Annotated in this window: 26 protein-coding genes; 12 read left to right on the top strand and 14 right to left on the bottom strand. The window is 69.6% G+C overall.

Annotation, left to right across the window (positions count from 1 at the left end; translation table 11 throughout):
* A complete protein-coding gene (locus ACIRG5_RS22790; RefSeq protein ID WP_402907604.1) occupies window positions 1-825 on the bottom strand; it encodes an aldo/keto reductase in 825 nt (274 codons plus the stop codon).
* Between the two features lie 30 nt (window positions 826-855).
* On the opposite strand from ACIRG5_RS22790, the gene ACIRG5_RS22785 reads away from it, so the two are divergent.
* A complete protein-coding gene (locus ACIRG5_RS22785) occupies window positions 856-1,497 on the top strand; it encodes a TVP38/TMEM64 family protein (protein WP_402907601.1) in 642 nt (213 codons plus the stop codon).
* An 81-nt stretch (window positions 1,498-1,578) separates the two neighbouring features.
* On the opposite strand, the gene ACIRG5_RS22780 is transcribed toward ACIRG5_RS22785, so the two are convergent.
* Together ACIRG5_RS22780 and ACIRG5_RS22775 are read right to left on the bottom strand one after the other, a co-directional pair.
* The gene (locus tag ACIRG5_RS22780; RefSeq protein WP_065919117.1) at window positions 1,579-1,923 is read right to left on the bottom strand and encodes an RNA polymerase-binding protein RbpA; all 345 of its coding nucleotides are present in this window, start codon (window positions 1,921-1,923) and stop codon (window positions 1,579-1,581) included.
* 238 nt (window positions 1,924-2,161) lie between these two features.
* Complete coding sequence (locus tag ACIRG5_RS22775; RefSeq protein ID WP_402907598.1) at window positions 2,162-2,917, bottom strand: thymidine kinase; 756 nt, start codon at window positions 2,915-2,917, stop codon at window positions 2,162-2,164.
* 580 nt (window positions 2,918-3,497) lie between these two features.
* Here ACIRG5_RS22775 and ACIRG5_RS22770 point away from each other — a divergent pair.
* The gene (locus ACIRG5_RS22770) at window positions 3,498-3,845 is read left to right on the top strand and encodes a PadR family transcriptional regulator (protein WP_402907595.1); all 348 of its coding nucleotides are present in this window, start codon (window positions 3,498-3,500) and stop codon (window positions 3,843-3,845) included.
* Window positions 3,842-4,717 (top strand): hypothetical protein, encoded by an 876-nt coding sequence (locus ACIRG5_RS22765; RefSeq protein ID WP_402907592.1) that lies wholly within the window; start codon window positions 3,842-3,844, stop codon window positions 4,715-4,717. The genes ACIRG5_RS22770 and ACIRG5_RS22765 overlap by 4 nt, the downstream gene beginning before the upstream one ends.
* A gap of 51 nt (window positions 4,718-4,768) precedes the next feature.
* On the opposite strand, the gene ACIRG5_RS22760 is transcribed toward ACIRG5_RS22765, so the two are convergent.
* Both ACIRG5_RS22760 and ACIRG5_RS22755 read right to left on the bottom strand, forming a co-directional pair.
* The gene (locus ACIRG5_RS22760) at window positions 4,769-6,181 is read right to left on the bottom strand and encodes an MFS transporter (RefSeq protein ID WP_402907589.1); all 1,413 of its coding nucleotides are present in this window, start codon (window positions 6,179-6,181) and stop codon (window positions 4,769-4,771) included.
* Window positions 6,182-6,235: 54 nt separating this feature from the next.
* Window positions 6,236-6,997 carry a glycerophosphodiester phosphodiesterase gene (locus ACIRG5_RS22755; protein ID WP_402907586.1) on the bottom strand — a complete coding sequence of 254 codons (762 nt, stop codon included), beginning with the start codon at window positions 6,995-6,997 and terminating at the stop codon, window positions 6,236-6,238.
* A gap of 252 nt (window positions 6,998-7,249) precedes the next feature.
* Between ACIRG5_RS22755 and ACIRG5_RS22750 the strand changes: the two genes are divergently transcribed.
* The 3 genes from ACIRG5_RS22750 (at window position 7,250) to ACIRG5_RS22740 (ending at window position 10,324) form a co-directional block, all read left to right on the top strand.
* Complete coding sequence (locus ACIRG5_RS22750; protein ID WP_030466128.1) at window positions 7,250-7,591, top strand: hypothetical protein; 342 nt, start codon at window positions 7,250-7,252, stop codon at window positions 7,589-7,591.
* Between the two features lie 72 nt (window positions 7,592-7,663).
* Window positions 7,664-9,664: a putative bifunctional diguanylate cyclase/phosphodiesterase gene (locus tag ACIRG5_RS22745; protein WP_402907582.1), complete on the top strand. Its 2,001-nt coding sequence runs from the start codon at window positions 7,664-7,666 to the stop codon at window positions 9,662-9,664.
* A gap of 51 nt (window positions 9,665-9,715) precedes the next feature.
* Entirely contained in the window at window positions 9,716-10,324 is a 609-nt protein-coding gene (locus tag ACIRG5_RS22740) for a VOC family protein (RefSeq protein WP_402907579.1), read from the top strand.
* Here ACIRG5_RS22740 and ACIRG5_RS22735 read toward each other — a convergent pair.
* Together ACIRG5_RS22735 and ACIRG5_RS22730 are read right to left on the bottom strand one after the other, a co-directional pair.
* Window positions 10,317-10,706 carry a hypothetical protein gene (locus ACIRG5_RS22735; RefSeq protein WP_402907576.1) on the bottom strand — a complete coding sequence of 130 codons (390 nt, stop codon included), beginning with the start codon at window positions 10,704-10,706 and terminating at the stop codon, window positions 10,317-10,319. The two genes, ACIRG5_RS22740 and ACIRG5_RS22735, sit on opposite strands and share 8 nt — an antisense overlap.
* Window positions 10,707-10,725: 19 nt before the next feature.
* Window positions 10,726-11,190: a PPOX class F420-dependent oxidoreductase gene (locus ACIRG5_RS22730; RefSeq protein WP_402908172.1), complete on the bottom strand. Its 465-nt coding sequence runs from the start codon at window positions 11,188-11,190 to the stop codon at window positions 10,726-10,728.
* A 10-nt stretch (window positions 11,191-11,200) separates the two neighbouring features.
* Here ACIRG5_RS22730 and ACIRG5_RS22725 point away from each other — a divergent pair, with 10 nt between their 5' ends.
* The gene (locus ACIRG5_RS22725; RefSeq protein ID WP_402907573.1) at window positions 11,201-12,043 is read left to right on the top strand and encodes an alpha/beta fold hydrolase; all 843 of its coding nucleotides are present in this window, start codon (window positions 11,201-11,203) and stop codon (window positions 12,041-12,043) included.
* 153 nt (window positions 12,044-12,196) lie between these two features.
* Here the strand turns inward: ACIRG5_RS22725 and ACIRG5_RS22720 are convergent, their stop codons facing one another.
* The gene (locus ACIRG5_RS22720; protein ID WP_402907570.1) at window positions 12,197-13,402 is read right to left on the bottom strand and encodes a diguanylate cyclase; all 1,206 of its coding nucleotides are present in this window, start codon (window positions 13,400-13,402) and stop codon (window positions 12,197-12,199) included.
* Between the two features lie 202 nt (window positions 13,403-13,604).
* On the opposite strand from ACIRG5_RS22720, the gene ACIRG5_RS22715 reads away from it, so the two are divergent.
* Entirely contained in the window at window positions 13,605-13,760 is a 156-nt protein-coding gene (locus tag ACIRG5_RS22715; protein WP_330275642.1) for a hypothetical protein, read from the top strand.
* A 53-nt stretch (window positions 13,761-13,813) separates the two neighbouring features.
* On the opposite strand, the gene ACIRG5_RS22710 is transcribed toward ACIRG5_RS22715, so the two are convergent.
* A complete protein-coding gene (locus ACIRG5_RS22710) occupies window positions 13,814-15,022 on the bottom strand; it encodes an MFS transporter (RefSeq protein WP_402907566.1) in 1,209 nt (402 codons plus the stop codon).
* 3 nt (window positions 15,023-15,025) lie between these two features.
* The gene (locus tag ACIRG5_RS22705) at window positions 15,026-16,522 is read right to left on the bottom strand and encodes a carboxylesterase/lipase family protein (protein ID WP_402907563.1); all 1,497 of its coding nucleotides are present in this window, start codon (window positions 16,520-16,522) and stop codon (window positions 15,026-15,028) included.
* Between the two features lie 138 nt (window positions 16,523-16,660).
* Here ACIRG5_RS22705 and ACIRG5_RS22700 point away from each other — a divergent pair, with 138 nt between their 5' ends.
* Genes ACIRG5_RS22700 through ACIRG5_RS22685 form a run of 4 tightly spaced genes read left to right on the top strand, consistent with a single transcriptional unit; the run spans window position 16,661 to window position 20,055 of the window.
* Window positions 16,661-17,317 carry an HAD family hydrolase gene (locus ACIRG5_RS22700; RefSeq protein WP_402907560.1) on the top strand — a complete coding sequence of 219 codons (657 nt, stop codon included), beginning with the start codon at window positions 16,661-16,663 and terminating at the stop codon, window positions 17,315-17,317.
* Window positions 17,314-18,318, top strand: coding sequence for a phosphotransferase family protein (locus tag ACIRG5_RS22695; protein ID WP_402907557.1), 1,005 nt, complete (start codon window positions 17,314-17,316; stop codon window positions 18,316-18,318). The genes ACIRG5_RS22700 and ACIRG5_RS22695 overlap by 4 nt, the downstream gene beginning before the upstream one ends.
* Entirely contained in the window at window positions 18,318-19,544 is a 1,227-nt protein-coding gene (locus ACIRG5_RS22690) for an acyl-CoA dehydrogenase family protein (protein WP_402907554.1), read from the top strand. The genes ACIRG5_RS22695 and ACIRG5_RS22690 overlap by 1 nt, the downstream gene beginning before the upstream one ends.
* Before the next feature lie 4 nt (window positions 19,545-19,548).
* Window positions 19,549-20,055, top strand: a complete 507-nt coding sequence (locus ACIRG5_RS22685; protein WP_402907551.1) for a GNAT family N-acetyltransferase — start codon at window positions 19,549-19,551, stop codon at window positions 20,053-20,055.
* On the opposite strand, the gene ACIRG5_RS22680 is transcribed toward ACIRG5_RS22685, so the two are convergent.
* The 4 genes from ACIRG5_RS22680 to ACIRG5_RS22665 are packed head-to-tail and all read right to left on the bottom strand — an operon-like array spanning window position 20,052 to window position 23,920.
* Window positions 20,052-20,405, bottom strand: coding sequence for a VOC family protein (locus ACIRG5_RS22680; protein WP_402907549.1), 354 nt, complete (start codon window positions 20,403-20,405; stop codon window positions 20,052-20,054). The two genes, ACIRG5_RS22685 and ACIRG5_RS22680, sit on opposite strands and share 4 nt — an antisense overlap.
* Before the next feature lie 9 nt (window positions 20,406-20,414).
* On the bottom strand, window positions 20,415-21,128 hold the full coding sequence (locus ACIRG5_RS22675) for a poly-gamma-glutamate hydrolase family protein (RefSeq protein ID WP_402907547.1): 714 nt from the start codon (window positions 21,126-21,128) through the stop codon (window positions 20,415-20,417).
* 60 nt (window positions 21,129-21,188) lie between these two features.
* Window positions 21,189-22,037 (bottom strand): LD-carboxypeptidase, encoded by an 849-nt coding sequence (locus tag ACIRG5_RS22670; RefSeq protein WP_402907544.1) that lies wholly within the window; start codon window positions 22,035-22,037, stop codon window positions 21,189-21,191.
* The gene (locus ACIRG5_RS22665) at window positions 22,034-23,920 is read right to left on the bottom strand and encodes a prolyl oligopeptidase family serine peptidase (RefSeq protein ID WP_402907541.1); all 1,887 of its coding nucleotides are present in this window, start codon (window positions 23,918-23,920) and stop codon (window positions 22,034-22,036) included. The genes ACIRG5_RS22670 and ACIRG5_RS22665 overlap by 4 nt, the downstream gene beginning before the upstream one ends.
* Between the last annotated feature and the right edge of the window lie 65 nt (window positions 23,921-23,985).

Genomic DNA, 23,985 nt, shown 5'->3' with positions numbered 1-23,985 from the left:
CTAAAGCATGGCGAGCGGCGTCGGCCCGGCAGGGGGAGGGAAGGCCCGGTCGAGATCGGCGAGATCCTCAGGCGTGAGACGGAGTTCCAGCGCCTGGGCGTTCTCCCGCACGTGCGAGGCCGAACCGGCTTTGGGGATCGCGCAGACCTGAGGCAGCCGCAGCACCCACGCCAGCGCGACCTGGGCCGGCGTGGCGTCGTGTCGCCGGGCGACCGCCGCGAGTGCGGGGGAGTCGAGCAGCCTGCCCTGTTCGACAGGGGAGTAGGCCATGATCGGGATGCCGGTGGAGGCGTGCCACGGCAGCAGGTCGTGCTCGGGGCCACGGCGAGTGAGGTTGTAGAGGATCTGGTTGGTCTGGCAGGAACCCGACAACGCCGTGAGCTCGCGCATGTCGTCCAGGTCGAGGTTGCTGACGCCCCAGTGCCGGATCTTGCCCGCGTCCAGCAGCGCCGAGAACCCGTCCAGGGTCTGGGCGAACGGCACGCTGCCGCGCCAGTGCAGCAGGTACAGGTCGAGCCGGTCGGTGCCGAGACGGCGCAGTGAAGCCTCACAGGCGCGCACGGTCCCGGCCGCGGAAGCGTGGGACGGCAGCACCTTCGACACGAGGAACACCTCGTCGCGCCGACCTGCCAGAGCCTCGCCCACGAGCGTCTCGGACGCGCCGGAGCCGTACATCTCGGCGGTGTCGACCAGGCTCAGCCCGAGGTCCAGGCCGGTCCGCAGTGCGTCGATCTCGGCAGCGCGCCGGGAGGGATCCTCCGCCATCATCCAGGTACCCATGCCGAGCGCGGGGATGGTCTCGCCAGAGGGGAGCAGCACGGTCATGCGCTCCAGCTTGCCGGGTACGTTGGGTTGATGCGACGTGCGGGCCTGATCCTCCTGGTGCTGCTCGTCGTCGCGCTGGCGGTCGCGGCGCAGCTCGTGGACCTGCCCGACGGCACGCGGCTTCGCGCACTGGTGGACGGCGCGGGGAGCGCTGCGCCGGTCGTGTTCGTGGCGGTGTGCGCGCTCGGCACGGCGGTGTTCTTCCCGAAACCGGTCCTCGCCACGGCGGCGGGGCTGCTGTTCGGGGTGGGGTGGGGGAGCGCGCTGGCGGTCGCGGGGTTCACGGCGGGCGCGATGATCGCGTTCACGATCGCCCGCCGGCTCGGCCGGGACACGGTCAAGGGCTGGCTGGGGGAGCGGCTGCAGGTGCTCGAACGGGTCTTCGCGCGCCGGGGAGTCGAGGCGACGCTCGTGATCAGATTGTTGCCGATCCTGCCGTTCACGCCGGCGAACTACGGCGCGGGCGTCACGTCGGTCAGAGGCCGGGACTTCGCACTCGGCACGGCGCTGGGCCTGGTGCCGTCGACCGTGCTCGCCGCCGTGCTGGGGGACGCGCTGAGCGACCTCGGCTCGCCGCGCTCGATCGTCGCGTTGTCGATCTGGGCCGTGCTGGCGGCCGTGGGCGTGTGGTGGGGCCGGAACTTGATCACAGCGGCCGTGCGGGCCTCCTAGACGCCCGGAAGCGGCACGCAAAAAGCCGCCCCGGCGGGAGACCGGGACGGCTTGAAGCGTCTGCGACCTAGCTGGCCTGGATCAGGCCGTGCGGGTTCGGCGTCCGCGAAGCTCTTCGAGCCGCTCGTCGAGCAGCTCCTCGAGCTCGGGGATCGACCGGCGCTCCAGGAGCATGTCCCAGTGCGTGCGCGGCGGCTTGATCTTCTTGACCTCCGGCTCGACGCCGTCGATGATCTTCGACTCGGTGCCGTGGAGACGGCATTCCCAGGTCGGCGGCAACTCGGCGTCGTCGGAGAACGGGACCTCGAAGTCGTGTCCCTTCGGGCAGGCGTACCGCGCTGCCCGGCGCGGAGCGAGATCGTGGTTGCGGTCGGTCTCGTAGCTGACTGCTCCGAGCCGGCTTCCACGCAAAACGCGGTCGGCCATGGCGGTGTCCTTTCGCTCGGCTCAGGGCCGGGGCCCAGGCTTCTTGCTCACCGTGTGCAACGCCCGGATTGCTCCGTTTGTTTCCGGTTCGCTCTCATGGTCGCCCACAGTGACGTCTTTCACTCGTCAACGAAGGCTTCCTACTAATGGATGCGATCGCCACAGGATCGTGACGCGTTATCAAGCTCCTGCGCTCATGCATCACTCTAATGGCCCAGTGGGGCCTGTGGGTAGTCGCCTACGCCAACCGAAGTTGACCACTTTGTGCGACGTCAGGGCCTAGGTCGCCCAGCCTAAAGTGACGCCTGCAGAGCACCTGGTAACGGATAGTAGTTTCCGTGGCCTCGGTAACACTGTTGCTCTCTGTACCCGATCGGTGCTGTTCCGTGTCCGAAGCCGTGTCGGCGACCAGAACCGTGTCCCCGGCGCGAATCACCTGTCCGGCCCGCACCCGTGCGTTGAACCGCCCCGGCACCCCGCACCAGCACAACACCTCGACCTGGATCGCCTTGAGCTCGTCGGCCAGTTCGAACAGCCGCTGCGAGCCGGGGAACATCTCGCCGCGGAAGTCCGTGGCGAGTCCGAAGCAGTACACGTCGACCTGGACGTCGTCCGCGAGCTCCGCCAGCTGCCCGACCTGGGTGGGGGAGAGGAACTGCGCCTCGTCGACGATCAGGTAGTCCACCCGCCGGCCCTCGGCCCATTCCGCCCTGACCAGTGCGCGGAGGTCGTCGTCGCGGATCTCCGCGGCCTCGCGCGTGATGCCGATGCGACTGGAGATCTGCGGCCTGCCCGATCGGTCGTGCCGCACCAGCAGCAGGCCGCGCCTGCCCTGACGCGAGTTGTTGTGGTCGATCTGCAACGCGAGCGTCGACTTGCCGCAGTCCATGGGGCCGAAGAAGAACTTGAGGTGCCCCACCACCGGCGTCGAGCGCCGGGAACCAGCGACAGGTACAGCGGAGAGGGCGTCTGTCGGATCGGGAAGGGCGTCCACGGCGGGTCACCCTAGTGCCTGGATCCCGATCATGAGGAATCCCCACGGTCCATCCCTCCCTCCCGCCGGGTGGTTCGAGTGCGACCTGCCATTTCGGGACGGCATAGCCGCTTTTCGGGGGTTTCAAACCTCATCTCGGCTCGGGTTACTCGATAGCTTCAGTGTTGACTGACGCATAACTCCTGAACGGGTCACGCACCGCGCCGTACGAACAAGCCCGCATCGACAGGGGGGAGGCGGGGAACTGGCGCCGACGTTGGGCGACGAACCACTGAGTGCGCACCGGAGGAGCCTGGCGAGACAGGGGAGGGGCGCGGGCATCTGGACGCGGTCTGCCGCCTGGGGTGCATCGGAGGAGGGCGTTGCCCGATCCCGTCCGTGCGATCCCGTGATGCGGGCACGGCGGTAGGTGACCGGCGTTCGGCCGCAGACGATTCGATCGCGGCAAGTCCGTCCGTGAGCCGGCAGAGCGTGCAGCTATCGACCTCGACAGCTTCTATTGCTTCAGTGTTGCCTAAAACCAGCTCTCGCTGGTGATTCCACTTCCCGATATAGCTCGCGCCGCGATATATTCAACGACATGAGTGGTCGGGTCATGTCCGAGCAGACGTTCCTCGTCCTCACCGCGCTGGCGGAGGAGGCCTTGCACGGGTACGCGATCGTGCAGGCGGTGGAGCAGCTGTCCGAAGGGCGAATGGTGTTGCGGGTCGGCACGCTGTACGGGGTGCTGGACCGGCTGGTGACGGACGGGCTCGCCGAGCGCGACCGCGAAGAGGTGCACCAGGGGCGACTGCGGCGCTACTACAAGCTCACCGACTCCGGTGTGCGGGCGTTGCAGGCGGAGGTCGCGAGGCTGAGCGCGAACGTGCGGGCGGCGAGCGCGGTGCTGAGGGGGAGGGGGCTCCAGGCATGGGCGGGTCGGGCGTGAGCAATCTGGAGCGGCGCTACCGGCTGCTGCTGAGGGTGTTGCCCCGGTGGTATCGGCAGGATCGCGAGGAGGAGATGGTCGGGATCTTCCTGGCCGAACGGGACGACGAGCTCGACCTGGAGCACAGCTGGCCGGGGTGGGGGGAGACGGGCGCGATCCTGGGGTTGTCGGTGCGCACGCATCTCGCGGCGGGGGCAGCGCTCACGAGTGTGCCGGCGAAGGTCGTGTGGCGCGGAGAGATCGTGCGGGCGCTGGGGATGATCGGGCTGCTGCTCGGTGTCTTCTACGCGACGGCGGCGATCGTGAACGTCGTCGCCGGGTTCGGCCGTCCCTTCCAGGCGCCCGAGCCGTGGTGGCGGGTGCTGGAGCTGGGGCCGTTGGTGGCGCTGCCCGCGTTGCTGAACGGGCGGCGGACGCTCGCGAAGGTCGCGGCGGCGGCTCCCGCGGTGTTGTCGGTGGTGTCGCTGGGGCAGCCGGAGTACGCGTTGACGTGGAGCGTGTTCCAGTTGCCGTCGCTGGTGACGTTCGCGTGCCTGTGCCTGGGTTTTCACCGGGAGGCGCCGACGCCGCCCGCGCGCAGGCTGCTCTGGTGGGGTGGGGGAGCGGCGTTGCTCGGGGTGCTGGGCGGGTTCGCCGCGGGGGTGGGGTTGCTGTCGGTCGGGTTGATCACCGTGGTCGTGCGGGTGGTCGCGTTCGTGCGTGGTGATTTCGTGCTGGGGCGGGCGTTGTCGTTGTTCGCGGTGCTGCAGCTGGTGCCGTTGCTGTTCCTGGTCGTCGCGGGGAGCGAGGTCTTCGTGCCGGCGGCCGGGCTCGCGCTGCTGCTGGTGCTGGCCGCGGTGGCGCCGGTGCGGCGGCAGCGGGTCCGGGCGTGAAAAAGGGCGGCGCCGCTGGGAAAGCGGCGCCGCCCTGGACCGGGGTGGACGTCAGACGAGTGCGGGTTCGTTGTTGCCGACGGCCTTGATGGCGCGGCGGACGGGCACGAAGATCAGCAGGACGAAGCCCGCCACGAAGAAGATGATCAGTGCCAGGATGGCGGGCCGCAGGCTGCCGGTGGCCTGGCCGACGCCGGCGAAGACCAGCGGGCCGAGCCAGCTGGTGGAGCGTTCGCCGACCTCGTAGAGCGAGAAGTACTGGGCTTCGCGGCCGGGCGGCACCATCTGGCTGAACAGGCTGCGGGACAGGGCGTTCGTGCCGCCGAGCACGATGCCGATGCCGGCTGCGACGAGGTAGAACGACGTCTCGTCGCCCGCCTTGACGAAGAAGGCGGCGGTGATCACGACGATCCACACGACCAGTGAGCCGAGGATCGTCTTCTTGGCGCCGATGCGTTTGGCGACGAAGCCGTGCAGGACGCCGCCGACGAACGCGACGAACTGGACGATGAGGATCACCGTGATCAGCGTCTGCTGTTCGAACTTGAGCTCGACGCTGCCGTACTGGGCGGAGACGTTGGCGACGGTGGCGATGCCGTCGGTGTAGATCAGGTAGGTGGCGAGGAACGCCAGCGTGAGCGGGAACGCCTTGGCCTGCCTCAGGGTCGTGCCGAGTTCCTTGAAGCCGGCGGAGATCACCGAGGCGCCGTGCTCGGCGCCGTGCGGTCGCTGGTGCTCGGTGAGGGCGCGCAGCGGGATGATCGTGAAGGCGGCCCACCAGATGCCGGAGATGACGAACGCGATGCGCGCGGCGTCGCCGGAGGTGATGCCGAGGGAGTCCGCCGAGAGCGTGATGCCGAGCTGGATGGCGAGGGCCACGCCGCCGCCGAGGTAGCCGAAGGCCCAGCCGCGGCTGGAGACGGCGTCGCGTTCGTCGGGGGTCGCGATCTCGGGCAGGAAGGCGTAGTAGACGACGACGCTGGCGCCGTAGCAGATGTTGGCGATGATGAAGAAGACGACGCCGAGTTTCCAGTTGGTGCCTTCGACGGTGGCGAGCGCGATGGTGGCCGCGGAGCCGGTGAAGGCGAAGAAGCCGAGCATCTTCTTCTTGTTCTGGGTGCGGTCGGCGATGGCGCCCATGACGGGCAGCACGAGGACCTGGACCACGGTCGCGATGGAGAGCAGGTAGCCCCACAGCGAGCCGGAGGGGAACTGCAGGCCGAGGATCGTGACGTCGCAGTGGTCGAAGGCGTTGTCGTTCGCGCACGGGTTGGCCCCGTTGAGCGCGCTGTCGGCCTTGGCCGCGTTGGTCGCGATGCTCGTGAGGTACAGCGAGAGGAAGACGGTGATCACGGACGTGGGGAACACGGAGTTCGCCACGTCGTACCAGACCCAGCCGCGTTGTTCTTTCTTGCGGCGCCCGGCGTTGGTGGCGTCGGCGGCGTCGTCGCCCTTGACCTTCATGTCGGCGGACTGTACTTGTCCGCCGACACGGCCGATGATCGACTGTCCAAGCTGTTACCAGCTGTTGCGGGACTGGAGAACTTCGCGCAGGACGTCGGGCCTGTCGGTGACGAGTCCGTCGACGCCGAGGTCGAGCAGGGCGCGCATGTCGGCTTCGTCGTCGATGGTCCAGACGTGCACTTCGAGTGCTCTGCGGTGGGCTGCCTGGACGAACTTGCGGTCGACGATGTGCAGGCGTCCCTGGCTGACGGGGACCTGGGCGACCTGGCCGCGGACGGCGAGTCCTGCCAGTGGGATGCGGCCTGCTGCCCAGAGGGCGCCGGCGGAGCGGGGTCCCATGGAGGTGAGCAGTTCGGGTCCGGCGATCCTGCGCAGGCGGGCGAGGCGGTTGTCGGAGAAGCTCGCGAGGCAGACGCGGTGCAGTGACTTGGCTTTGCGCAGCAGGGCGATGATCGGTTCGACGGCGCTTTCGGACTTGACGTCGATGTTGAAGAACGTGTCGGGGAGTTCTTCGAGGACGTCGGCGAGGCGGGCGATGGGTTCGCGGCCGCCGACGCGGGCGTGCTGGACCTCGGTCCAGGGGAGTTCGGAGACGACGCCGTGGGCGTCGGTGGTGCGGTCGAGGGTGTGGTCGTGGTGCACGACGACGACACCGTCCGACGTGGCGTGGACGTCGGTCTCGATGTAGCGGTAGCCCTCCTGCACGGCCCGGCGGAAGGAGCTCAGCGAGTTCTCCATGCCGGTGAGGTCGTCGACGTGCCAGCCGCGGTGGGCGAAGGCTCGGGGGCGTTGGCCTGCGAGGTAGGGATGTGTCACGTGACAAGAGTGTGCCTTCCGGCGGTGGCTCGGGGGTGGACGGTGGGTGGCGACACACTTTCTTCTTTTTCTCTGTTGCTTCAGTGTGGTTTGAAACTAAGTTTCCCGGCTGCCGGAACGACAGAAGTTGATCAAACCCCTCCAAAAACGAGCACCAACGACCATGCGGGTAGTGTCCGGTTCCCTACGAAGGTCGGGCTTTCTGGCGCGTCGCTGGAGACCGCACACCGCTATTCGCTACCGTCGCGCGCCATGGAGCGCTCCATGGAGGCGGATGAGCCCAGGCACTGTGCGTGGTGCGGGAGGCGGTTGCCGGGGAGTGGGAGGATCGGCCGGCCGCGGAGGTACTGCGCGCAGCCGTGCCGTCAGCGTGCTTACGAGCGCAGGGCGGCGTTGCAGCGTGGTGGTCTGCCGGAGGACGCGGTGGTGCTGAGCACCGCCGAGCTGGCGGATCTGCAGGACAGGTTGTTCCAGTTGCGGTGCGCCGCGGAGGATGTGGTGACGGCGGCGCAGGACGGGGCCGAGAACGACGAGCTGAGGAAGCTGGCCGCGGAGCTGGTGGAGTCGGCGAAGGGTTTGGAGCGGCTGCGATAGCCGTTCGCACAACAGCGAACTGACCGGCGTAGCGGGTTGCTTACGTCCGGTGATCGGACGATCATGACGCGCGTGACCTCCTACTGCCGCACGGTGCTGGACCGAGCGGGTGTCGGCTATGCCGTGACGGACTCGCGCGGGAACCTGTTGTGGTGCAACCGCGCGTTGGGTGCTGTGCTGGGGGTTCCGGTCGAGCAGGCGTACGGCCGGTCGTTGCCCGCGTTGCTTCCCGGGGTGCCCGAGGTGCCGGCGCCTGTTCGTGAGGTGCTGGTGCCGGGTCCGAAGTGGCTCGAGGTGCGGTGCTCGCGGCTGGGTGACGACCTGATGTACGAGGTCGTGGACGTGTCGGCGTGGCGTGATCGTGAGTTGACGGTGACGCAGGAGGCGGACGCGTTGCGCCGGGCTCAGGCTCTGGGGCGCATGGGGACGTGGGAGTGGTCGATCCGCGAGGATCGGGTGACGTGGTCGGACACTCTGCTGGAGATGTTCGGGTTCGCGGCGGGGACGGCGTTCGACTTCGAGCTGTATTCGCAGCTGGTGCATCCGGACGATCTGCCGATGATCGAGGAGACGCTGGACGCGGCGTTGAAGACGGGTTCGGTGTTCACGTACACGCATCGGATGTTGCGGCCGGACGGCAAGGAGCGGGTGTTCGAGTGCTTCGGTGAGGTCGTCGTCGGTGATGACGGGACTCCGTTGCGGGCGTTGGGTACGGCGCACGACGTGACGCAGTCGTCGCGGGTGCATGACGAGCTCGTGAGGATGGCCGAGCAGGATCCGTTGACGGGTCTGCCGAACCGCAGGGCGCTCACGCGTGCTTTGGAGCAGGAGCTGGCGAACAACGGTTCGGGTGCGCTTCTGGTGCTGGATCTGGACAACTTCAAGGACGTCAACGATCTGCGCGGGCACGCGGTGGGTGACCGGGTGATGCGGATGCTGGCGTCGGCGTTGCAGTCCCGTTTGGGTGACAGGTTGATCGCTCGTCTGGGTGGTGACGAGTTCGCGGTGGTGTTGCCGGGTGCGTCGCCGAAGGACGCGTCCGAGGTGGCGGATGGGTTGCGGGACGCGGTGGCGGGTTTTCCGCTGGCGGGGATCGGGACGCCGGCGCGGATCACGGTGAGCACGGGGCTGGCGGAGTTCGGTCCGGGGGATTCGTGGGAGCTGGTGCTGGCGAACGCTGATCTGGCGTTGTACGCGTCGAAGGCGGCGGGCCGGGACCGGGTGACGGTGTACGAGCCGAACCACTACGCGGACACGGTGAAGCGGGTCAGTGTGCTGGACCGGTTGCGGGCGGCGCTGGCGGGTGACGGTCTGGCGCTATACGGCATGCCGATGGTGGAGCTGGCGACGGGTCAGGTGCTCGGTCACGAGTTGTTGCTGCGGCTGGAGGATCAGCAGGAGCCGTATCTGGGTCCGGCGGACTTCCTGCCGGTGGCGGAGCGGTCGAACCTGATCCTCGAGGTGGACCGGTGGGTGCTGACGACGGCGATCGACGCGCTGGTGGCGCAGCCGGATCCGCGGTTGCGGTTCAACGTCAACGTCTCCGGCCGGACTCTCGAGGATCCTGACTTCGGGAACTTCGTGCTGGACAAGCTGGGTTCGGCCGGTGTCGCACCGGGACGGCTGGGTCTGGAGATCACGGAGACGGCGGCGGTGACGAATCTGGACGCCGCGGTGACGCTGGCGACGCAGCTGCGCAGTTTCGGGTGCCGGATCACGCTGGACGACTTCGGTTCGGGGTTCGGGTCGTTCGTGCATCTGAAGCACCTGCCGATCACGGGCATCAAGATCGACGGTGAGTTCGTGAAGGGCATCGAGACCAACGAGGCCGACGCGGTGCTGGTGTCGGGGATCGTGCAGATCGCCAACGGGCTGGGGCTGTCGGCGGTCGCGGAGTGGGTGGAGCGTCCGTCGCAGGTGGACGCTCTGAAGCGGCTGGGCGTGCGGGTGGGGCAGGGTTTCCACCTCGGCAGGCCGATCCCGTTGCGTGACGTGGTGAGTGCGGAGCGCATGCCGCCGAATGGCGCATTGTCGTCTCAGGTGGTCGGAGCAGAGGATGGGGCGCGCTCCTGATCCGCGCCCGATGGGATTTCCGTGTCGTCTTGTGGTCTTCGTCGTCTTGAGTTGAGCGTTGCCGAGCCCGAGTTGTCGGTGGATTTCTTCGCCGGTGTTCTCGGGTGGACGGTGATCGCGGAGCCTGGTGGGTCGTTCTCGGGGTGGGTGGGGGACAGACTCGCCGCTCAGGTCGTTGCGGGAGAACAGGGTTGGCGCGTGGTCTTCGGTGGTGACGAGACACGTGAGCTGGTCGGGAACTCCTCTGCGGACACCGGCCGGGTGCTGCACGGTCCGTGGGCGCCGCCGCCTCGGCAGGGTGAGCCGTGCTGGGTCGAGTTGATGGTCGAAGCGCCGGACGACGAGTTCTGGACGGGGGCGCTGGGTTGGGAGACCAGGCCGGTGACGGAGGACTTCGTGCTGTTCACGTCCTCGCGTCATGGTGATCCGCGTGCGGTGGCGGGCCGGCTCACGACCACGCGTGCGCAGGGGTGGCAGACGTACTTCGCCGTGGACGATCTCGCGGCGGCCTGCGCGAAGGTGTCCGAGTTGGACGGTCGTGTGCTGCTGGAGCCCACGACCGTGCCGACCGGGGTGATCGCGTCGATCGAGGGCCCGCACGGCGGCTCGTGTGTGTTGCTGGAGAAGCCGGCGGGCTGGGGCGGGACGTGGTCTAGCTAGCCGGTTCGCGGTCGAACCAGGCCACCGCGAGCAGGATGAGGCCGGTGGCGATGCTGACGCCGGAGTTGATCAGCAGGTCGGAGGTGGCCATGCCGATCTCGCGGCCCCAGTAGGCGAGTTGTGAGCCCGCGTCCCAGATCAGGTACATGAGCGCGTTGACGACGATGATCTTGCGTCGGTCGGCCGCGCGCCGCAGGCCCATGGCGATGAGGGTGACGGCGATGATGAGGACGTGGTAGCCGGCGACGGCGTACCACTGGAAGTGGCGGGTGGGGGTCATCTCGCCGCCGAGGTAGGCGCGGTCGGTGAGTTCGGGTTTGAGGGTGAGTACGACGGCCTGGAGCAGGTTGAAGGCGATGTAGACCCACAGGACGATCTTCATCCAGAGCTTCACGGCGTGCTCAGCCGTCGAGTTCGGGTGGGAAGCCGCCGGTGGCGATGGGTCCCCAGCGGTCGATGGTGATGCGGATGAGGGACTTGCCCTGGCGGAGCATGGCGGCGCGGTACTCGTCCCAGTCGGGGTGCTCGCCCGCGATGCAGCGGTAGTACTCGACGAAGTCCTCCAGTGCTTCGGGCAGGTCGAGGACCTCGGCGGTGCCGTCGATCTGGACGTAGGCGCCGTCCCAGTCGTCGGAGAGCACGCAGATGGTGACGTCGGGGTTGCGGCGGGCGTTGCGGACCTTGGCGCGTTGCGGGTAGGTCGCGACGACGATGCGGCCCTGCGTGTCGACGCCGCAGGAGACGGGCGAGACCTGCAGTCCGCCGGTGCTGGTGCGGTGGGTGATGAGGACGCCGTGGTGGCGGGTGGAGAGGAACTCGAGCAGCTGCGGCCGGTCGACGAGGTCGGCCGTGGCGATCTTCGGCATGATGTGCAGCATGGCACGCTTCACCTCGTTCGACGGCACGGAACTCGCCTATCGAGAAGCAGGGGACGGCGTCCCGCTGGTGGTGCTGGCGGGTGGTCCCGGGCGGGCGTCGGAGTATCTGGAGACGCTCGGAGGGCTGGACGCGTCGCGGCGGCTGGTCGTGCTGGACAACCGGGGCACGGGGGCGTCGGACGAGCCGGCGGATCCGTTCACCTACCGGCGGGACATGCTGGTGCGGGACGTGGAGATGCTGCGCCGTCACCTGGGGCTGGACGTGGTGGACGTGCTGGGTCACTCGGCGGGTGCCGGGATCGCGATGGGGTATGCGGCGGACTACCCGGACCGCGTCGGGAAGCTGGTGCTGCTCACCCCCGCGTTGCGCAGCGTCGGGTTGTCGCCGGAGCAGAGCGACTGGGACACGTTCCTGGCCACCCGCGCCGATGAGCCGTGGTTCGAGACGGCGACGGCGGCCCTGGAACGCAACGCCGCCGGTGACGACTCGGTGCAGAACCGGGTGGCGGCGTCGCCGTTGCTGTACGCGCGGTGGGACGAGCGGACCCGGGCTCACGCGGACGCGGAGCTGGGCCAGTGGAAGTACGAGGTGGCGCTGGGCTACAACGCCGAGGGCGCGTTCGTGCCGGGTGTGCTGCGGCGGGCCATCGCGGACTTCGAGCATCCGGTGCTGGTGTACGCGTGCGAGGTGGATCCGATCTCGCCGGTGCGGCGCTGCGTGGAGCTGGCAGGGCTGTTCCCGGACGCGACGTTGTTCGTGCACGAGGGTGTGGGGCACTACCCGTGGGTGGAGGACCCGGAGACGGTGTCGTCGCGCATCGAGGAGTTCCTGGCGGGCTAGCAGGTCTCTGGAGCCGTGCTCAGGCTTGCGCGAAGGACTCGCGTGGGTCGCCGAGCGGCGCCTGCGTGGACCGGGTTGTCGCGTGACCGGCCATGCCCCGCTGGTGAAGGTCGGGCCGGCGTGGTCGCGTGGTACGCGCTGACCGGATGCGACCTAGCGGGCGGCGGCGGTGGCGACGCGGTCGCGGCCGTTGTTCTTGGCCTGGTAGAGGGCCTCGTCGGCGGCCAGTAGCAGCGGGCTGAGGTCGGTGGCGGTGTCGGGGAACACCGAGGCGCCCACGGAGCCGGTGAGGCCGGTGATGACGCGGGTGTTGCCGAGGCGGTCGATGACCTCGACCTCGAGGCGGGCGATGTCGAAGCGGATGCGTTCGGCGGTGGCGCGGACCTCGGTGGTGCCGACGCCGGGCAGCAGGACCGCGAACTCCTCGCCGCCGAAGCGGCCGACGAGGTCGTAGGAGCGCACGGCGTGTCTGAGGGCGTCGGCGACGGCGCGCAGCACCCGGTCTCCTGCGAGGTGGCCGTAGGTGTCGTTGATCTGTTTGAAGTGGTCCAGGTCCAGTATCAGGATGCCGACGGTGGAGACGAGGCGGCGGGCTCGGGCGATCTCGCGTTCGGCGACGTCGTGCCAGAAGGTGGCGTCGACCAGGCCGGTCTTGCTGTCGGTGCGGGCGGCGACGCGGAACTGCGGCAGCAGCAGGCCCATGTGCAGGGCCAGGACGGTGAGCAGCAGGATCGGCGAGAGCCACGGGCGGGCGGTGGCGATGATCGCGATGCCGGAGCCGAGGCCGACCGACGCGGTGACGATGAGGACGTCGGAGGCGTGGCCGAGCGCGGTCTTGAGCGGGTTCTCGGGGTTGGTCATGATGATCGCGCCCACGACCAGGGCGTAGTTGACGAACCAGTAGAGGAATCCCGCGATCACGAGTGCTATGAGGCCGCGTGGTCCGTCCAGGTCGGACGGGGTTGAGGCGGAGAACATGGCCAGGACCCATTGCGCTGCGGCACAGCCAAGTACGACAGTGGCCGCGGAGAACAGTTTCCGGTAGAGAACGGCCCGGCGCTCGTACACCCGCAGCCACGCGTGCAGGTAGATGGTCACGACCATCAGGACGACCAGTGGCATCGGGAGAACGAGCACGCCCGCGAATTGCCACACCGATTGCATCTGCGCGTGAGGGACGCCCTCAGAGGAGATTTCGCGGATGCGTTCGATTCCGCGCGCCGCTTCCAGGTGAATGAGCGCTGCCGCGGTGAGGGCCGCGAACCAGGCCCAGTGGCGCACCTCGACAGGGGTAAGCCGTGCGGTCGCGAGCGTGACGAGTGCCGCGAGCACGGCAATCGTCACGACGTAGGTCAGCACGACAGGAGGAAGGGACCATAACTTCCACCGGCGCGGGTCGAGCCTAGGCACGCTGCCACCCCCACCGAAAACCATCAGGAACAAACCACTGTAGCTACCGGGTCACGCGAAGTCGTGGCTCCATGTGGGGGACCTCACCCCCGAGCAGCCCTCGTGTTTTCACCCCTCATTGCACACCCCGCATTCCCACAAGGAGACGGTCATGATGAACCGCGCGCTGTCCACCGACTGGACTTTCACCTCCACTGACTGGACCTTCGCGAAGTCGACGGACTGGACCTTCAGTTCCGGTTCGACCGACTGGACGTTCGCGGCGTCGACGGACTGGACGTTCGCGTCGACCGACTGGACCGTCTGAGCCCTTGTGAGATCGTGGTGGCGCAGGAGGGTGCTCGCCGGCGCCCTCCACCGTCACGGTGACGTTTGTGGTTGTCCGGCCTGGGCGTGGGCCTGTTTCCACTCCCACGCCGCGCCCGCCGCCGCGAGCACCCCGAACCCCGCGATGACCGCGACGACGTGCGGTACCGGCCACCAGTGCGCCGCCGCCCCGGCCGCCGCGATCCCGAGTCCCTGCGACACCCGCAACGCCGTGACGGCCAGGCCGAACGCCTGGCCGCGCGTCGCGTCGGGCACCGACCGCACGAACGTCGCGTTGGCGAGCAGCTGATACCCGCTCGCCGCGCCTGACAGCCCGAGCAGCACCAACGTCCACGCCAGCCCTGGAGACAACGCCATCGGCAGTAGCACCGCGCACGACACGACCGACAGCACCGGCATCCACCGAAGCCCACGCCCGGACGGCACGCGCGCGAGCACCACCATGCCCAGCGCGGTCCCGGCCGACACCACGCCGAAGATCGCCCCCACGGCCGCGGGACCCGCGCCGAGCTGGGACGCCAGCGGCGCGGCGAGGGCCTCGGCAGGGATGTAGAAGCCGGACACGCAGGCGAGCGCGACCAGCGCCCGCAGCCGCCGATCACCCCACACCAGCCGCGCCCCGCCGAGCAGGTCGGCCGGCCACGCCCGCACGTGCGGATGGCCCGGCGCGGGCCGATCGAGCAGGAACACCCCCACCAGCAGCGCCGACACCGCGAACGTCACGCCGTCCGCGAGCAGCACCGGCCCCGGCCCCAGCGACGCCACGAGCACGCCGCCGCCGAGGAACCCGGCCACCTGCGCGGCCTGTGTGACGGTGTTCAGCACGGCCTGGGCCAGCGGATACCGCTCGTCAGGCAGGATGTTGGGCAGCAACGCCGCCCGCGCCGCCCCGTGTGGCGCGCCCGCGAGCTGCACCGTCACCAGCAGTGCCGCCAGCACCCACAGCGGCAGCCCCGGCACCGCCATCGACACCAGCAAGACGGCGCGCACGAGATCCGCGGCCACCATGACCTTTTTGCGGGCGAACCGGTCGGCGAGCCCCGAGAGCAGAGGCCCGCCGAGCAGGTCCGGCAGGAACGTCAACGCGTACGTCAGCGCCGTGAGGCCCGCGCTGGCGGTGCGGTCGTAGACGTGCACCGTCAGCGCGACCCTGGCGAACTGGTCCCCGGCCACCGACACCACGTGCGCCACGAACAGGGCACGGAACTCGCGATCGCGGGCGAGTCCGCGGTAACCGGGCATGAGCTACAGAATGGACGACCAGAACCCGCACTGGTGATCCAGGGCGAAATCGGTGCCGCCGATCGCTCCGGGCGCCAGCGACTGCACCTGCGAACGCCAGCCCGGATCACCGGTCCGTGCGAACCGGCCCCACGCCGCGATCATGTAGTCCGACAGCTCCCGCTGCCCCGCCGTCAACGGCACCCCGAAGTCGAACAGGAACGGCAGCTCCGAGGCGTGAAAAGCCCTGTAGCCGCCGGGGAACGGCGGCAGGCCGGGAAAGAACACCGGCAAGTTCTGATCCGCGAACTCATACCCCGACACCCGCGCGTGCCGGTCCAGGGCCGTGCGCGTCACCGCCGACTGGCACGACCACGACTTGTCGGTCAGCAGCCGCGCGATCTCGTCCCGTGCGTCGCCGTTGCCGTTGACCGGGTACCGCGCCGCCACCTTGTCCGCGTCCGTACCGAACAGCGCGCCCAACGTCGCTGCGTACGCCGCTTCAGGTACGGGCTGAGGGAAGGCCTCCGGCACGAACAACGTCATCTCGTCGTGCGTCGATCCCACCAACGTCGGCACACGGTGCATCCGGCCCGTGCGCTGCGCCACGAGCGGATCGATCGGCAACACCGCCGTGTCGTAGGCGGGGGAGGTGAACCTGCCGTGCACCGTCAGCAGCTTCTCGACCGGCTGCGCCCGCAGGCACGCGAGGTCGGCGCAGCCCACCGTGCCCACACCCGACTGCTCCACCTCGGCACGCGGCTTCCACAGGTGCTCGAACTTCCCCGGTTCGGTGCGCGAGGGCGAGTCGACCCCGCACGGCCCGGACTGGATGATCGCCTTCGCGAACAACCCCGCCGCCCGCGGCGACGCCAGCTGCGCGCACACGCTCAACGCGCCCGCCGACTCGCCGAACACCGTGACGTTCCGCGCGTCGCCACCGAACGCACGCGCGTTGCGCTGCACCCACCGCAACGCCGCCTGCTGGTCCGCGATCCCGAACGTTCCGGAGCCGGCGAGTCCGGGGTAGCCGAAGAACCCGAACACCCCCAGCCGGTAGTTCACGGTGACGACCACGGCGTCGTTCTTGGTCGCCAGCCACCGCGCGTCGTACATCGACGCACCGCCGCTGGTGAACGACCCGCCGTGGATCCACACCATCACCGGCCGCGGCCGCGACGCGTTCCTCGCCGGAGTGGTGACGTTCAGATAGAGACAGTCCTCCGTCTGCGAGGGCGGCTGCCCCAGCCCCGCGCCCTGCGCGCACATCGGCGCGGGCGTCGTCGCGTCCCGCACCCCCTGCCAGCGCGCGGCAGGCTGCGGATCCCGCCACCGGTTCTCACCGACTGGGGGAGCAGCGAACGGGATGGTGCCGAACGTGCGATACGTGCTGGTCACCGTCCCGGCGACCGCACCCTTGTCGGTCCTGACGATCTGTCCGCCGTCCGCCTGGGCGGCGGGTACCTGGGTGAGAGCGAGCGTCAACGCGGCGGCCAAAGCCACCGTCACAGTCCTGGCCATGTGGACCCCCTTCGGGCTCGAACGTATCGGGGTCCGAGAGGCCCGGAAACCGCTTGAAGAGAACTTGTCCCCTCCTCCGAAAGTCGATGCCGCGATCACCGGTTGCCGACATACCGACCGGTCGGTACCCTCCGAGGCGTGGGTGACACAACGCTTCCGCAACAGCCACTGGTCGACGCGCTGATCTTCGACTGGGGCGGCGTCCTGACGGTCTCCGTGCCCGAGTTCGTCGGCGCCTGGCTGCACGCCGAGGCCATCGACCGCGACGTCTACGGCCGCATCATGCGCGAGTGGCTCAGCCGGGAGGCGCTCCCGGACAACCCCGTGTTCCGCCTGGAGACCGGTGAGCTGACGGTGCCCGAGTTCGAACGGCTGCTGGCCGCCGAGCTGATCACCACCACCGGTGCCAGGATCGACGAGACCGGGCTGCTCAAGCGCATGTTCGGCGGCGCGACGCCCGACCCGGCGATGGTCGAGCTCGTCCGCAAGGCCCGCGCCGCCGGCCTGCACACCGCGCTGCTGTCCAACAGCTGGGGCGAGGGCTACCCGAAGGACCTGCTCGTCGAGCTGTTCGACACCGTCGTCATCAGCGGCCGCGTCGGCCTGCGCAAACCCGACGAGCGCATCTACCGTCACACCCTCGACCAGGTCGGTGTCCCCGCCGGGCGTGCGGTGTTCTTCGACGACGCGCCGATCAACGTCGAGGCCGCCCAGTCCGTCGGCATGCACGCGTTGCGCCACACGAGCGCTGAGAGCACCCGCGCCCACCTCGCCACCCTCGGAGTGAACCTGTGACCGACCTTCCCGGCCTCGACCTGCAGGCACTGGCCGCACACCTGGGCACGGGCCCGCTGACCGGCGAGCTGTTCCGCGGCGGCCGCTCCAACCTCACCTACCGCGTCAGCGACGGCACGCGGACCTGGGTGCTGCGCCGACCGCCGCTGGGGCACGTGCTCGCCACCGCCCACGACATGGCCCGTGAGTTCCGCGTCATCTCCGCGCTCGCGCACACGAACGTGCCCGTGCCCGGCGCGCACGAGCTCGTCGAGGACACCTCCGTCATCGGCGCGCCGTTCTACCTCATGGAAGAGATGCCCGGCGCCGCCCTGCGCGAACGCTCCCAGTGCCCGTGGATCACCCCGGACATGGCGCGCACGCTCTCGGAACGTCTCGTGGACGTGCTCGCCGACCTGCACTCCGTCGACCCCGCCTCGGTGGGCCTGGAGGACTTCGGCCGCCCGGAGGGATTCCTCACACGGCAGGTCAAGCGGTGGGGCAAGCAGCTCGACGCCTCCCGCAGCCGCGACCTGCCCGGCATCGAGGAACTGCGCGACAAACTCGCCGACACCGTCCCCGACTCGCCGCGCGCCGCGATCATCCACGGCGACTACCGCCTCGACAACGCACTGGTCACCCAAGATCCCCTCGAAATCAGCGCCGTCCTGGACTGGGAGATGGCCACCCTCGGCGACCCCCTCGCCGACCTCGGCCTGCTCTACGTCTACTGGGCCGGCCTCGGCGCGGACAACGACCCCATCACCGGCGGCGTCACGTCCCTTTCCGGGTTCCTCAGCGCCGACGAACTCGTCGCCCGCTACACCGCCCGCACCGGCACCGACACCTCCGGCCTGGGCTGGTACATCGCCTTCGGCTACTTCAAGCTCGCCGTCATCGTCGAAGGCATCCACTTCCGCAACACCCTCGGCAAGACCGTCGGCGCCGGCTTCGAAAAGCTCGGCGCCTTCACCGTTCCCCTCGTGCGGCAGGGACTCGCCGCCGCCCACAAGGAGCTCTAATGGACTTCGCCTACGACGCCAAGACCAAGGAACTGCGCACCAAGCTCCTCACGTTCATGGACGAGCACGTCTACCCGGCCGAAGCGGTCCTCGAACAGCAACTGCACGACGCCGCCGACCCGTGGGAACGCCAGCCGATCCTCGAAGAGCTCAAGGCGGAAGCCCGCCGCCAGGGCCTGTGGAACCTCTTCCTGCCATCGTCAAATGATTCTGGCCACGAGCACGGCGCGGGCCTGACGAACCTGCAGTACGCGCCACTCGCCGAGATCACCGGCCGCAGCCCCCACCTCGCGCCCGAAGCGCTGAACTGCGCCGCCCCCGACACCGGCAACATGGAAGTGCTCTCCATGTTCGGCACCGACGAGCAGAAGAAGCAGTGGCTGCAGCCCCTGCTCGACGGCGAGATCCGCTCCGCGTTCTGCATGACCGAACCCGAGGTCGCCTCCTCCGACGCCACCAACATCGCCACCCGCATCGAACGCGACGGCGACGACTACGTCATCAACGGCCGCAAGTGGTGGTCCTCCGGCGCGATGAACCCGAACTGCGCGATCTTCATCGTCATGGGCAAGACCGACCCCGACGCCGAACGCCACCGCCAGCAGGCCATGATCCTCGTCCCGCGCGACGCCGCCGGCGTCACCGTCAAACGCGCCATGCACGTCTTCGGCTACGGCGACCACGCCCACGGCGGCCACGCCGAGATCGAGTTCGTCGACGTCCGCGTCCCCGCCTCGAACCTCATCTCCGGCGAGGGTGAGGGCTTCGCCATCGCGCAGGCCCGCCTCGGTCCCGGCCGCATCCACCACTGCATGCGCCTGATCGGCATGGCCGAACGCGCCCTCGAACTGATGTGCCGCCGCGCCTCGTCCCGCGTCGCGTTCGGCAAGCCCATCGCCGCCCAGGGCGTCGTGCACGAGTGGATCGCCGAGTCCCGCGTCCGCATCGAACAGGCCCGGCTCCTGGTCCTCAAGACCGCGTGGCTGATGGACACCGTCGGCAACAAGGGCGCCCACACCGAGATCCAGGCCATCAAGATCGGCACCCCGTCGATGACCGAATGGGTCCTCGACAAGGCCATCCAGGCCCACGGCGGCGCCGGCGTCAGCCAGGACTTCCCGCTGGCCGAACTCTGGGCCGCCACCCGCACCCTGCGCCTCGCCGACGGCCCCGACGAGGTCCACCGCATGTCGCTGGCCAAGCGGGAGCTCAAGAAGTACCTGTAGACGCATGGACGTCACGCGAGGCGGGCCGGCCGACGCGCCGGTGATCTTGACAATGCTGGATGACGCGCAGGACTGGCTCGCCTCGCAGGGCCGCAGCGGACAGTGGGGGACCGACCACTGGTCCGCTGCGCCGGCCGCCGTCGAACGGATCACGCGGCTCGCCACCACCGGCACCGTGTGGCTGGGCGTGATCGACGACGTGCCCGCGGGCGCGATCATCACCTCCACCGAGCCCCACGACTACGTGCCACCCGCCGACGAACCCGAGCATTACGTGACGCTGCTGGTCACCGCACGCGCGTATGCCGGCAACGGTGTCGGCGCCGCACTGCTGGCCCACGCCCGCGCCGAAGCCCGCGCCGCCGGAATCGGCCTGATCCGCGTCGACTGCTATGACAGCGACGACCACCGACTCGTCGGCTACTACGAGCGGCAGGGCTTCACCTCGGTCTCGGCCTTCACCGCCCGTGACGGCACCTGGCCCGGCCGCGTGCTCGCCCTGCGCGTCTAGAGGAACAGGCAGAACGGGTGCCCGTCAGGGTCGATGAGCACCCGCACGTCCTCCTGCGGCTGCACGTCCGCGAGCACCGCCCCGCACCCGAGCGCGTGCTCGACCGCCGAGTCCAGGTCGCCGACCTCGATGTCCAGGTGCTGCGACGCCGTCTGCTCGCCCTCCACGGCGGGCCACACCGGCCTGCGGAAACGCTCCTCGCGTTCGAAGTTCAGCGTCAGCCCACCGGGCACCCGCAGTTGGGCCCAGTCATGCTCCACCGTCCCCACGGACGCGCCGAGCAGCCGGGCGTAAAACGCGGCGAGTTCCCTGGGCTGTGACGTACCGACCGTGACCGCTGCGAAACGCACGTCTCGACGCTAGTTGTTGAGGGCCTCACGCGCCGCCACGGCCGCACGGCAGGCGTGCACGAAGTCCCAGAACACCTCGGTCGTCGTGTGCCGCCGGCCGGGCCGCGAGTTCTCCTCGAACATCGCCGTGCGCAACGGAGTCGTCAGCTCCAACTGGGCGCCCTGCCGCGACCGGGTCCGGTTCGCGATGTTCGCCCGATCGAAGCCGCCCAGGATCGGGTGGTCCACCGCGTCGACCGTGTGGAACCCCGCCCTGCGCAGCCGCGTCAGCAGCTCCAGGCGCAGCAACGCGTCCCGCCCGCCGACCAGCACCGCCCGGTCGTGGTCCTCCAGACCCGCCGCGGCCGCCGTGCAGCCGTGCAGGCCCAACGCGTGCGAGGCGCCCGACACCAGGGTGCGGGCCACGCGGTCGTCGCAGTTGGACGACGTCACGTGCAGCTCGTCGTTCGAGGCCGTGCGCAGGCCCTCGAACATCCAGTAGTCGTGAGTCTGACCGATCGGCACACGGGTACCGGGGTGGAAACCCGCGACCGCGAGGCACAACTCGGACGTTCCGACCTCGATACCGCCGCCGTGCGGGGCGAGGACGACCGACTGCGTACGGGGCCGGTGCCGCTTGAAGCGACGCCGGTAGTCCACCCGTTCCACCAGTCGGGGATCGGCGTAGAGGTCGGAGTTGGACGCGTAGACGTCTAACGCCGCCCACTGAGGCTGGGGTCTCATGGCGGCCGGAAGCGTACCCGGCGTCACCCGGACGGCCGCCGCCCACCGGGTGACCCCCGCTCAGACCAGCGTCAACGTCCCCGCGGCCGCGTCGAGATCCGCCCGCACACCCAGCGGCAACGACCACGACCCCGCGCAGTGCCCGAACCCGGCCTCACCCAGGATCGGCACCCCCAGCCCCGACAGGCGGTCGGCCAGCACCGCCGAGACGTCACCGCAGTCCGTCCACGACCCCAGCACGATCCCCGACACCGGTTCGAACCAGCCCGCCCGCAGCAACTGCGTCAGGATCCGGTCCAGCCGGTAGGGCTCCTCGCCGATGTCCTCCAGCAACGCGATCGCCCCCGCGGCAGGCGGCTCCCAGCGGGGCCCGCCCACCGACGCCGCCAGCAGCGCCGCGTTCCCGCCCGTGAGCACCCCACGCGCCGTACCCGGCACCACGGTCGTGCCCGCCGTCCACGACCGTGTGCCCTCGAACAGCAGCTCACGCAGCCGTGACTGGGCCAGTGGATCGCCGACGAAATCAGCGGTACCCGGCATCGGCCCGAACACCGTCGGCTGACCGACCGCGTTCAACTCGGCGTGCAGCACCGTCACGTCCGACGAACCCACGAACACCCGCGGCGGCAAGTCCTTCCACGGCACCAGGTCCGTCATCCGCAGACACCCGTACCCGCCGCGCACGCAGAACACCGCCGCCACGTCCGAACGCCACGCCGCCACGAACTCGGCGGCCCGCGCCTCGTCCGACCCGGCCAGGTACGGCAACGACCACGGCGCCACCACCGGCGCCGTGACCTCCAGGCCCCACGACCGCAGCACGTCCACGCCCGCGTCGATCTTCGCGGCCAGGGCCGGGCCGGCCGGGGACACCAGCGCGACCCGATCCCCGGCGGACAGCAGACTCACTCGGACAGTTCCAGCACCGGCACACCCGGCGGGGTGAATCCGAACGCCTGCCCGTAGAACGACAGCTCCGCCTCCAGGGCCGTCTTGATGTTCTCGGCCATCCGGAAGCCGTGCTGCTCACCCTCGAAGGTGATGTACGCGTGCGGGATCCCCGACCCGGCCAGATCCGCGGCGAACCGGTCCGCCTGCTCCGGCGGGCAGATCTCGTCCTCCAATCCCTGCAACAACAACACCGGCCCCGACACCGACCGCGCCTTGTTCGACGGCGAACGGTCCCGATAGCGGTCCGCGGCCTGCGGCAGCGTGCCGACCAGGCCCTCGACGTACCGCGACTCGAAGTCGTGCGTCTCGCCGCCCTCCGACGTCCACCCCGCCAGGTCCAGGATCGGGAACGCCACCATGCCGCAGCGGTACACGTCGGTCGAGGTCAGCGACGCCGCCGACGTCCAGCCACCCGCCGAACCACCCCGGATCCCCAGGCGCTGCGGATCCGCCGTGCCCTCCTTCGCGAGCTCCTGGGCCACGAACGCGCAGTCCTCCACGTCCACGACACCCCACTGCTCGCGCAGCCGCTCCCGGAACGCCCGCCCGTAGCCCGTCGAACCGCCGTAGTTCACCGCCACCACACCGATGCCACGGCTGGTGAAGTACGCGATGTCCGTGTCGAGCTTGGGCAACGCACGCCCCGTGGGCCCGCCATGCACGTGCACCACGTACGGCGGCAGTTCCCCCTCGGGCCCGGCGAAGTCCGGGTTCGACGGCGCGTACACGTACGCGGGGATCTCGCCGAACATCCGCTCCACCGGCACCGGCAGATACGCCGATTCCGGCGACTCCTCGCCACCGGTCAGATAGGTGAGCTCGCCGTTGGACAAATCCAGGCGCACCACGGCGTAATCCGACGTCGGCCCCGCCGCACCGCAGATCACCACGCCGTCGCGCACCGACAGCTCAGCGGCCCACGTCGGCAGATCGGTCTGCACGTCGGTCACCGTCGCCGAACGCTCGTCGAGCACCGCCAGCCGCCCTGAGCGCACCACCAGGTACCGGCCCGGCGACAGCGTCGCGAACCAGCGGTTGCCCAGCCTCCACATCGGACCGCCCAGCTCCTCCTCGCACGGCGCCAGGTTCTTGCGCGTGCCGTCGGGGGAGACGCGGAACAGGTTCCACCAGCCGTCCGGGTCGGTCAGCGCCAGCAGGGAGTCGCCCTCCCACTCGAACTGGCACACCGCCTCGGACCGCGACCCGGCCACGACCTGGTGTTCGGAGGATCCGACCTCGGCGACGCACAGTTCGGTGCCGTCCCACGGCATCTGCGGGTGGTCCCAGCCGATCCACGCGAACCTCGTGCCGTCCGGGCTGATCTTCGGGCCGGTCATGAAGTGGTGCGAGGCACCGAGAACCCGGATCTCACCTGAGCGGGTGATCGCCACCAGGTCCCGGCGCACATCGGTGCGCGCCTCACCCGTGACGGACTCCCGCACGCACCACACCTCGCCGTCCGGGCCCGCCGACAGATCCGAGTAGCGCACGCCGTGGTGCCGTTCCGGCTCGGGCGTCAGCGGCGCGGGCTCGGGAGCGTCGGGGTTGAACACGTACACGCGCTGGTCGTTCCAGTGCGTGAACGCCACCCTGTCGTCCTCCAGCACCACGAACGGCCGGCCGCCGTACTCGTGCACCCGGTTGCGGGCGTTCCACGGCGCGGGCAGCACCTCGACGCCGTCGCGCACCAGCGCCACCCTGCCGCCCTGAGCCGCCCGGCTCTCCGCCCACCACACCTGCTCACCGTGCAGGTCGGCCCACTGGAACCCACCCCCCGATGCGGAGGTGTCGCCGGCACTGATCGGCGAGGTCCAGGTCCCGTACGAAGCGATCTTCACCACAACCCGACCCTATACGCGGAGTGTTTGGTGGGGGAGGACCTGCCGACGATCTCCGCGTGGCCTAG

Source organism: Lentzea sp. NPDC102401 (assembly GCF_044765805.1).
Classification (GTDB): Bacteria; Actinomycetota; Actinomycetes; order Mycobacteriales; family Pseudonocardiaceae; genus Lentzea; species Lentzea sokolovensis.
Note: the sequence above shows the minus strand (reverse complement) of the source record. Positions and strands in the feature narration are given on the sequence as shown.

Bases quoted from the DNA above. Each gene is read 5' to 3' on its own strand.
- ACIRG5_RS22790 (WP_402907604.1), bottom strand. From the start codon at position 825: ATGACCGTGCTGCTCCCCTCTGGCGAGACCATCCCCGCGCTCGGCATG.
- ACIRG5_RS22785 (WP_402907601.1), top strand. From the start codon at position 856: ATGCGACGTGCGGGCCTGATCCTCCTGGTGCTGCTCGTCGTCGCGCTG.
- ACIRG5_RS22780 (WP_065919117.1), bottom strand. From the start codon at position 1,923: ATGGCCGACCGCGTTTTGCGTGGAAGCCGGCTCGGAGCAGTCAGCTAC.
- ACIRG5_RS22770 (WP_402907595.1), top strand. From the start codon at position 3,498: ATGAGTGGTCGGGTCATGTCCGAGCAGACGTTCCTCGTCCTCACCGCG.
- ACIRG5_RS22760 (WP_402907589.1), bottom strand. From the start codon at position 6,181: ATGAAGGTCAAGGGCGACGACGCCGCCGACGCCACCAACGCCGGGCGC.
- ACIRG5_RS22750 (WP_030466128.1), top strand. From the start codon at position 7,250: ATGGAGCGCTCCATGGAGGCGGATGAGCCCAGGCACTGTGCGTGGTGC.
- ACIRG5_RS22735 (WP_402907576.1), bottom strand. From the start codon at position 10,706: ATGAAGATCGTCCTGTGGGTCTACATCGCCTTCAACCTGCTCCAGGCC.
- ACIRG5_RS22730 (WP_402908172.1), bottom strand. From the start codon at position 11,190: ATGCCGAAGATCGCCACGGCCGACCTCGTCGACCGGCCGCAGCTGCTC.
- ACIRG5_RS22725 (WP_402907573.1), top strand. From the start codon at position 11,201: ATGGCACGCTTCACCTCGTTCGACGGCACGGAACTCGCCTATCGAGAA.
- ACIRG5_RS22715 (WP_330275642.1), top strand. From the start codon at position 13,605: ATGATGAACCGCGCGCTGTCCACCGACTGGACTTTCACCTCCACTGAC.
- ACIRG5_RS22710 (WP_402907566.1), bottom strand. From the start codon at position 15,022: ATGCCCGGTTACCGCGGACTCGCCCGCGATCGCGAGTTCCGTGCCCTG.
- ACIRG5_RS22705 (WP_402907563.1), bottom strand. From the start codon at position 16,522: ATGGCCAGGACTGTGACGGTGGCTTTGGCCGCCGCGTTGACGCTCGCT.
- ACIRG5_RS22690 (WP_402907554.1), top strand. From the start codon at position 18,318: ATGGACTTCGCCTACGACGCCAAGACCAAGGAACTGCGCACCAAGCTC.
- ACIRG5_RS22685 (WP_402907551.1), top strand. From the start codon at position 19,549: ATGGACGTCACGCGAGGCGGGCCGGCCGACGCGCCGGTGATCTTGACA.
- ACIRG5_RS22675 (WP_402907547.1), bottom strand. From the start codon at position 21,128: ATGAGACCCCAGCCTCAGTGGGCGGCGTTAGACGTCTACGCGTCCAAC.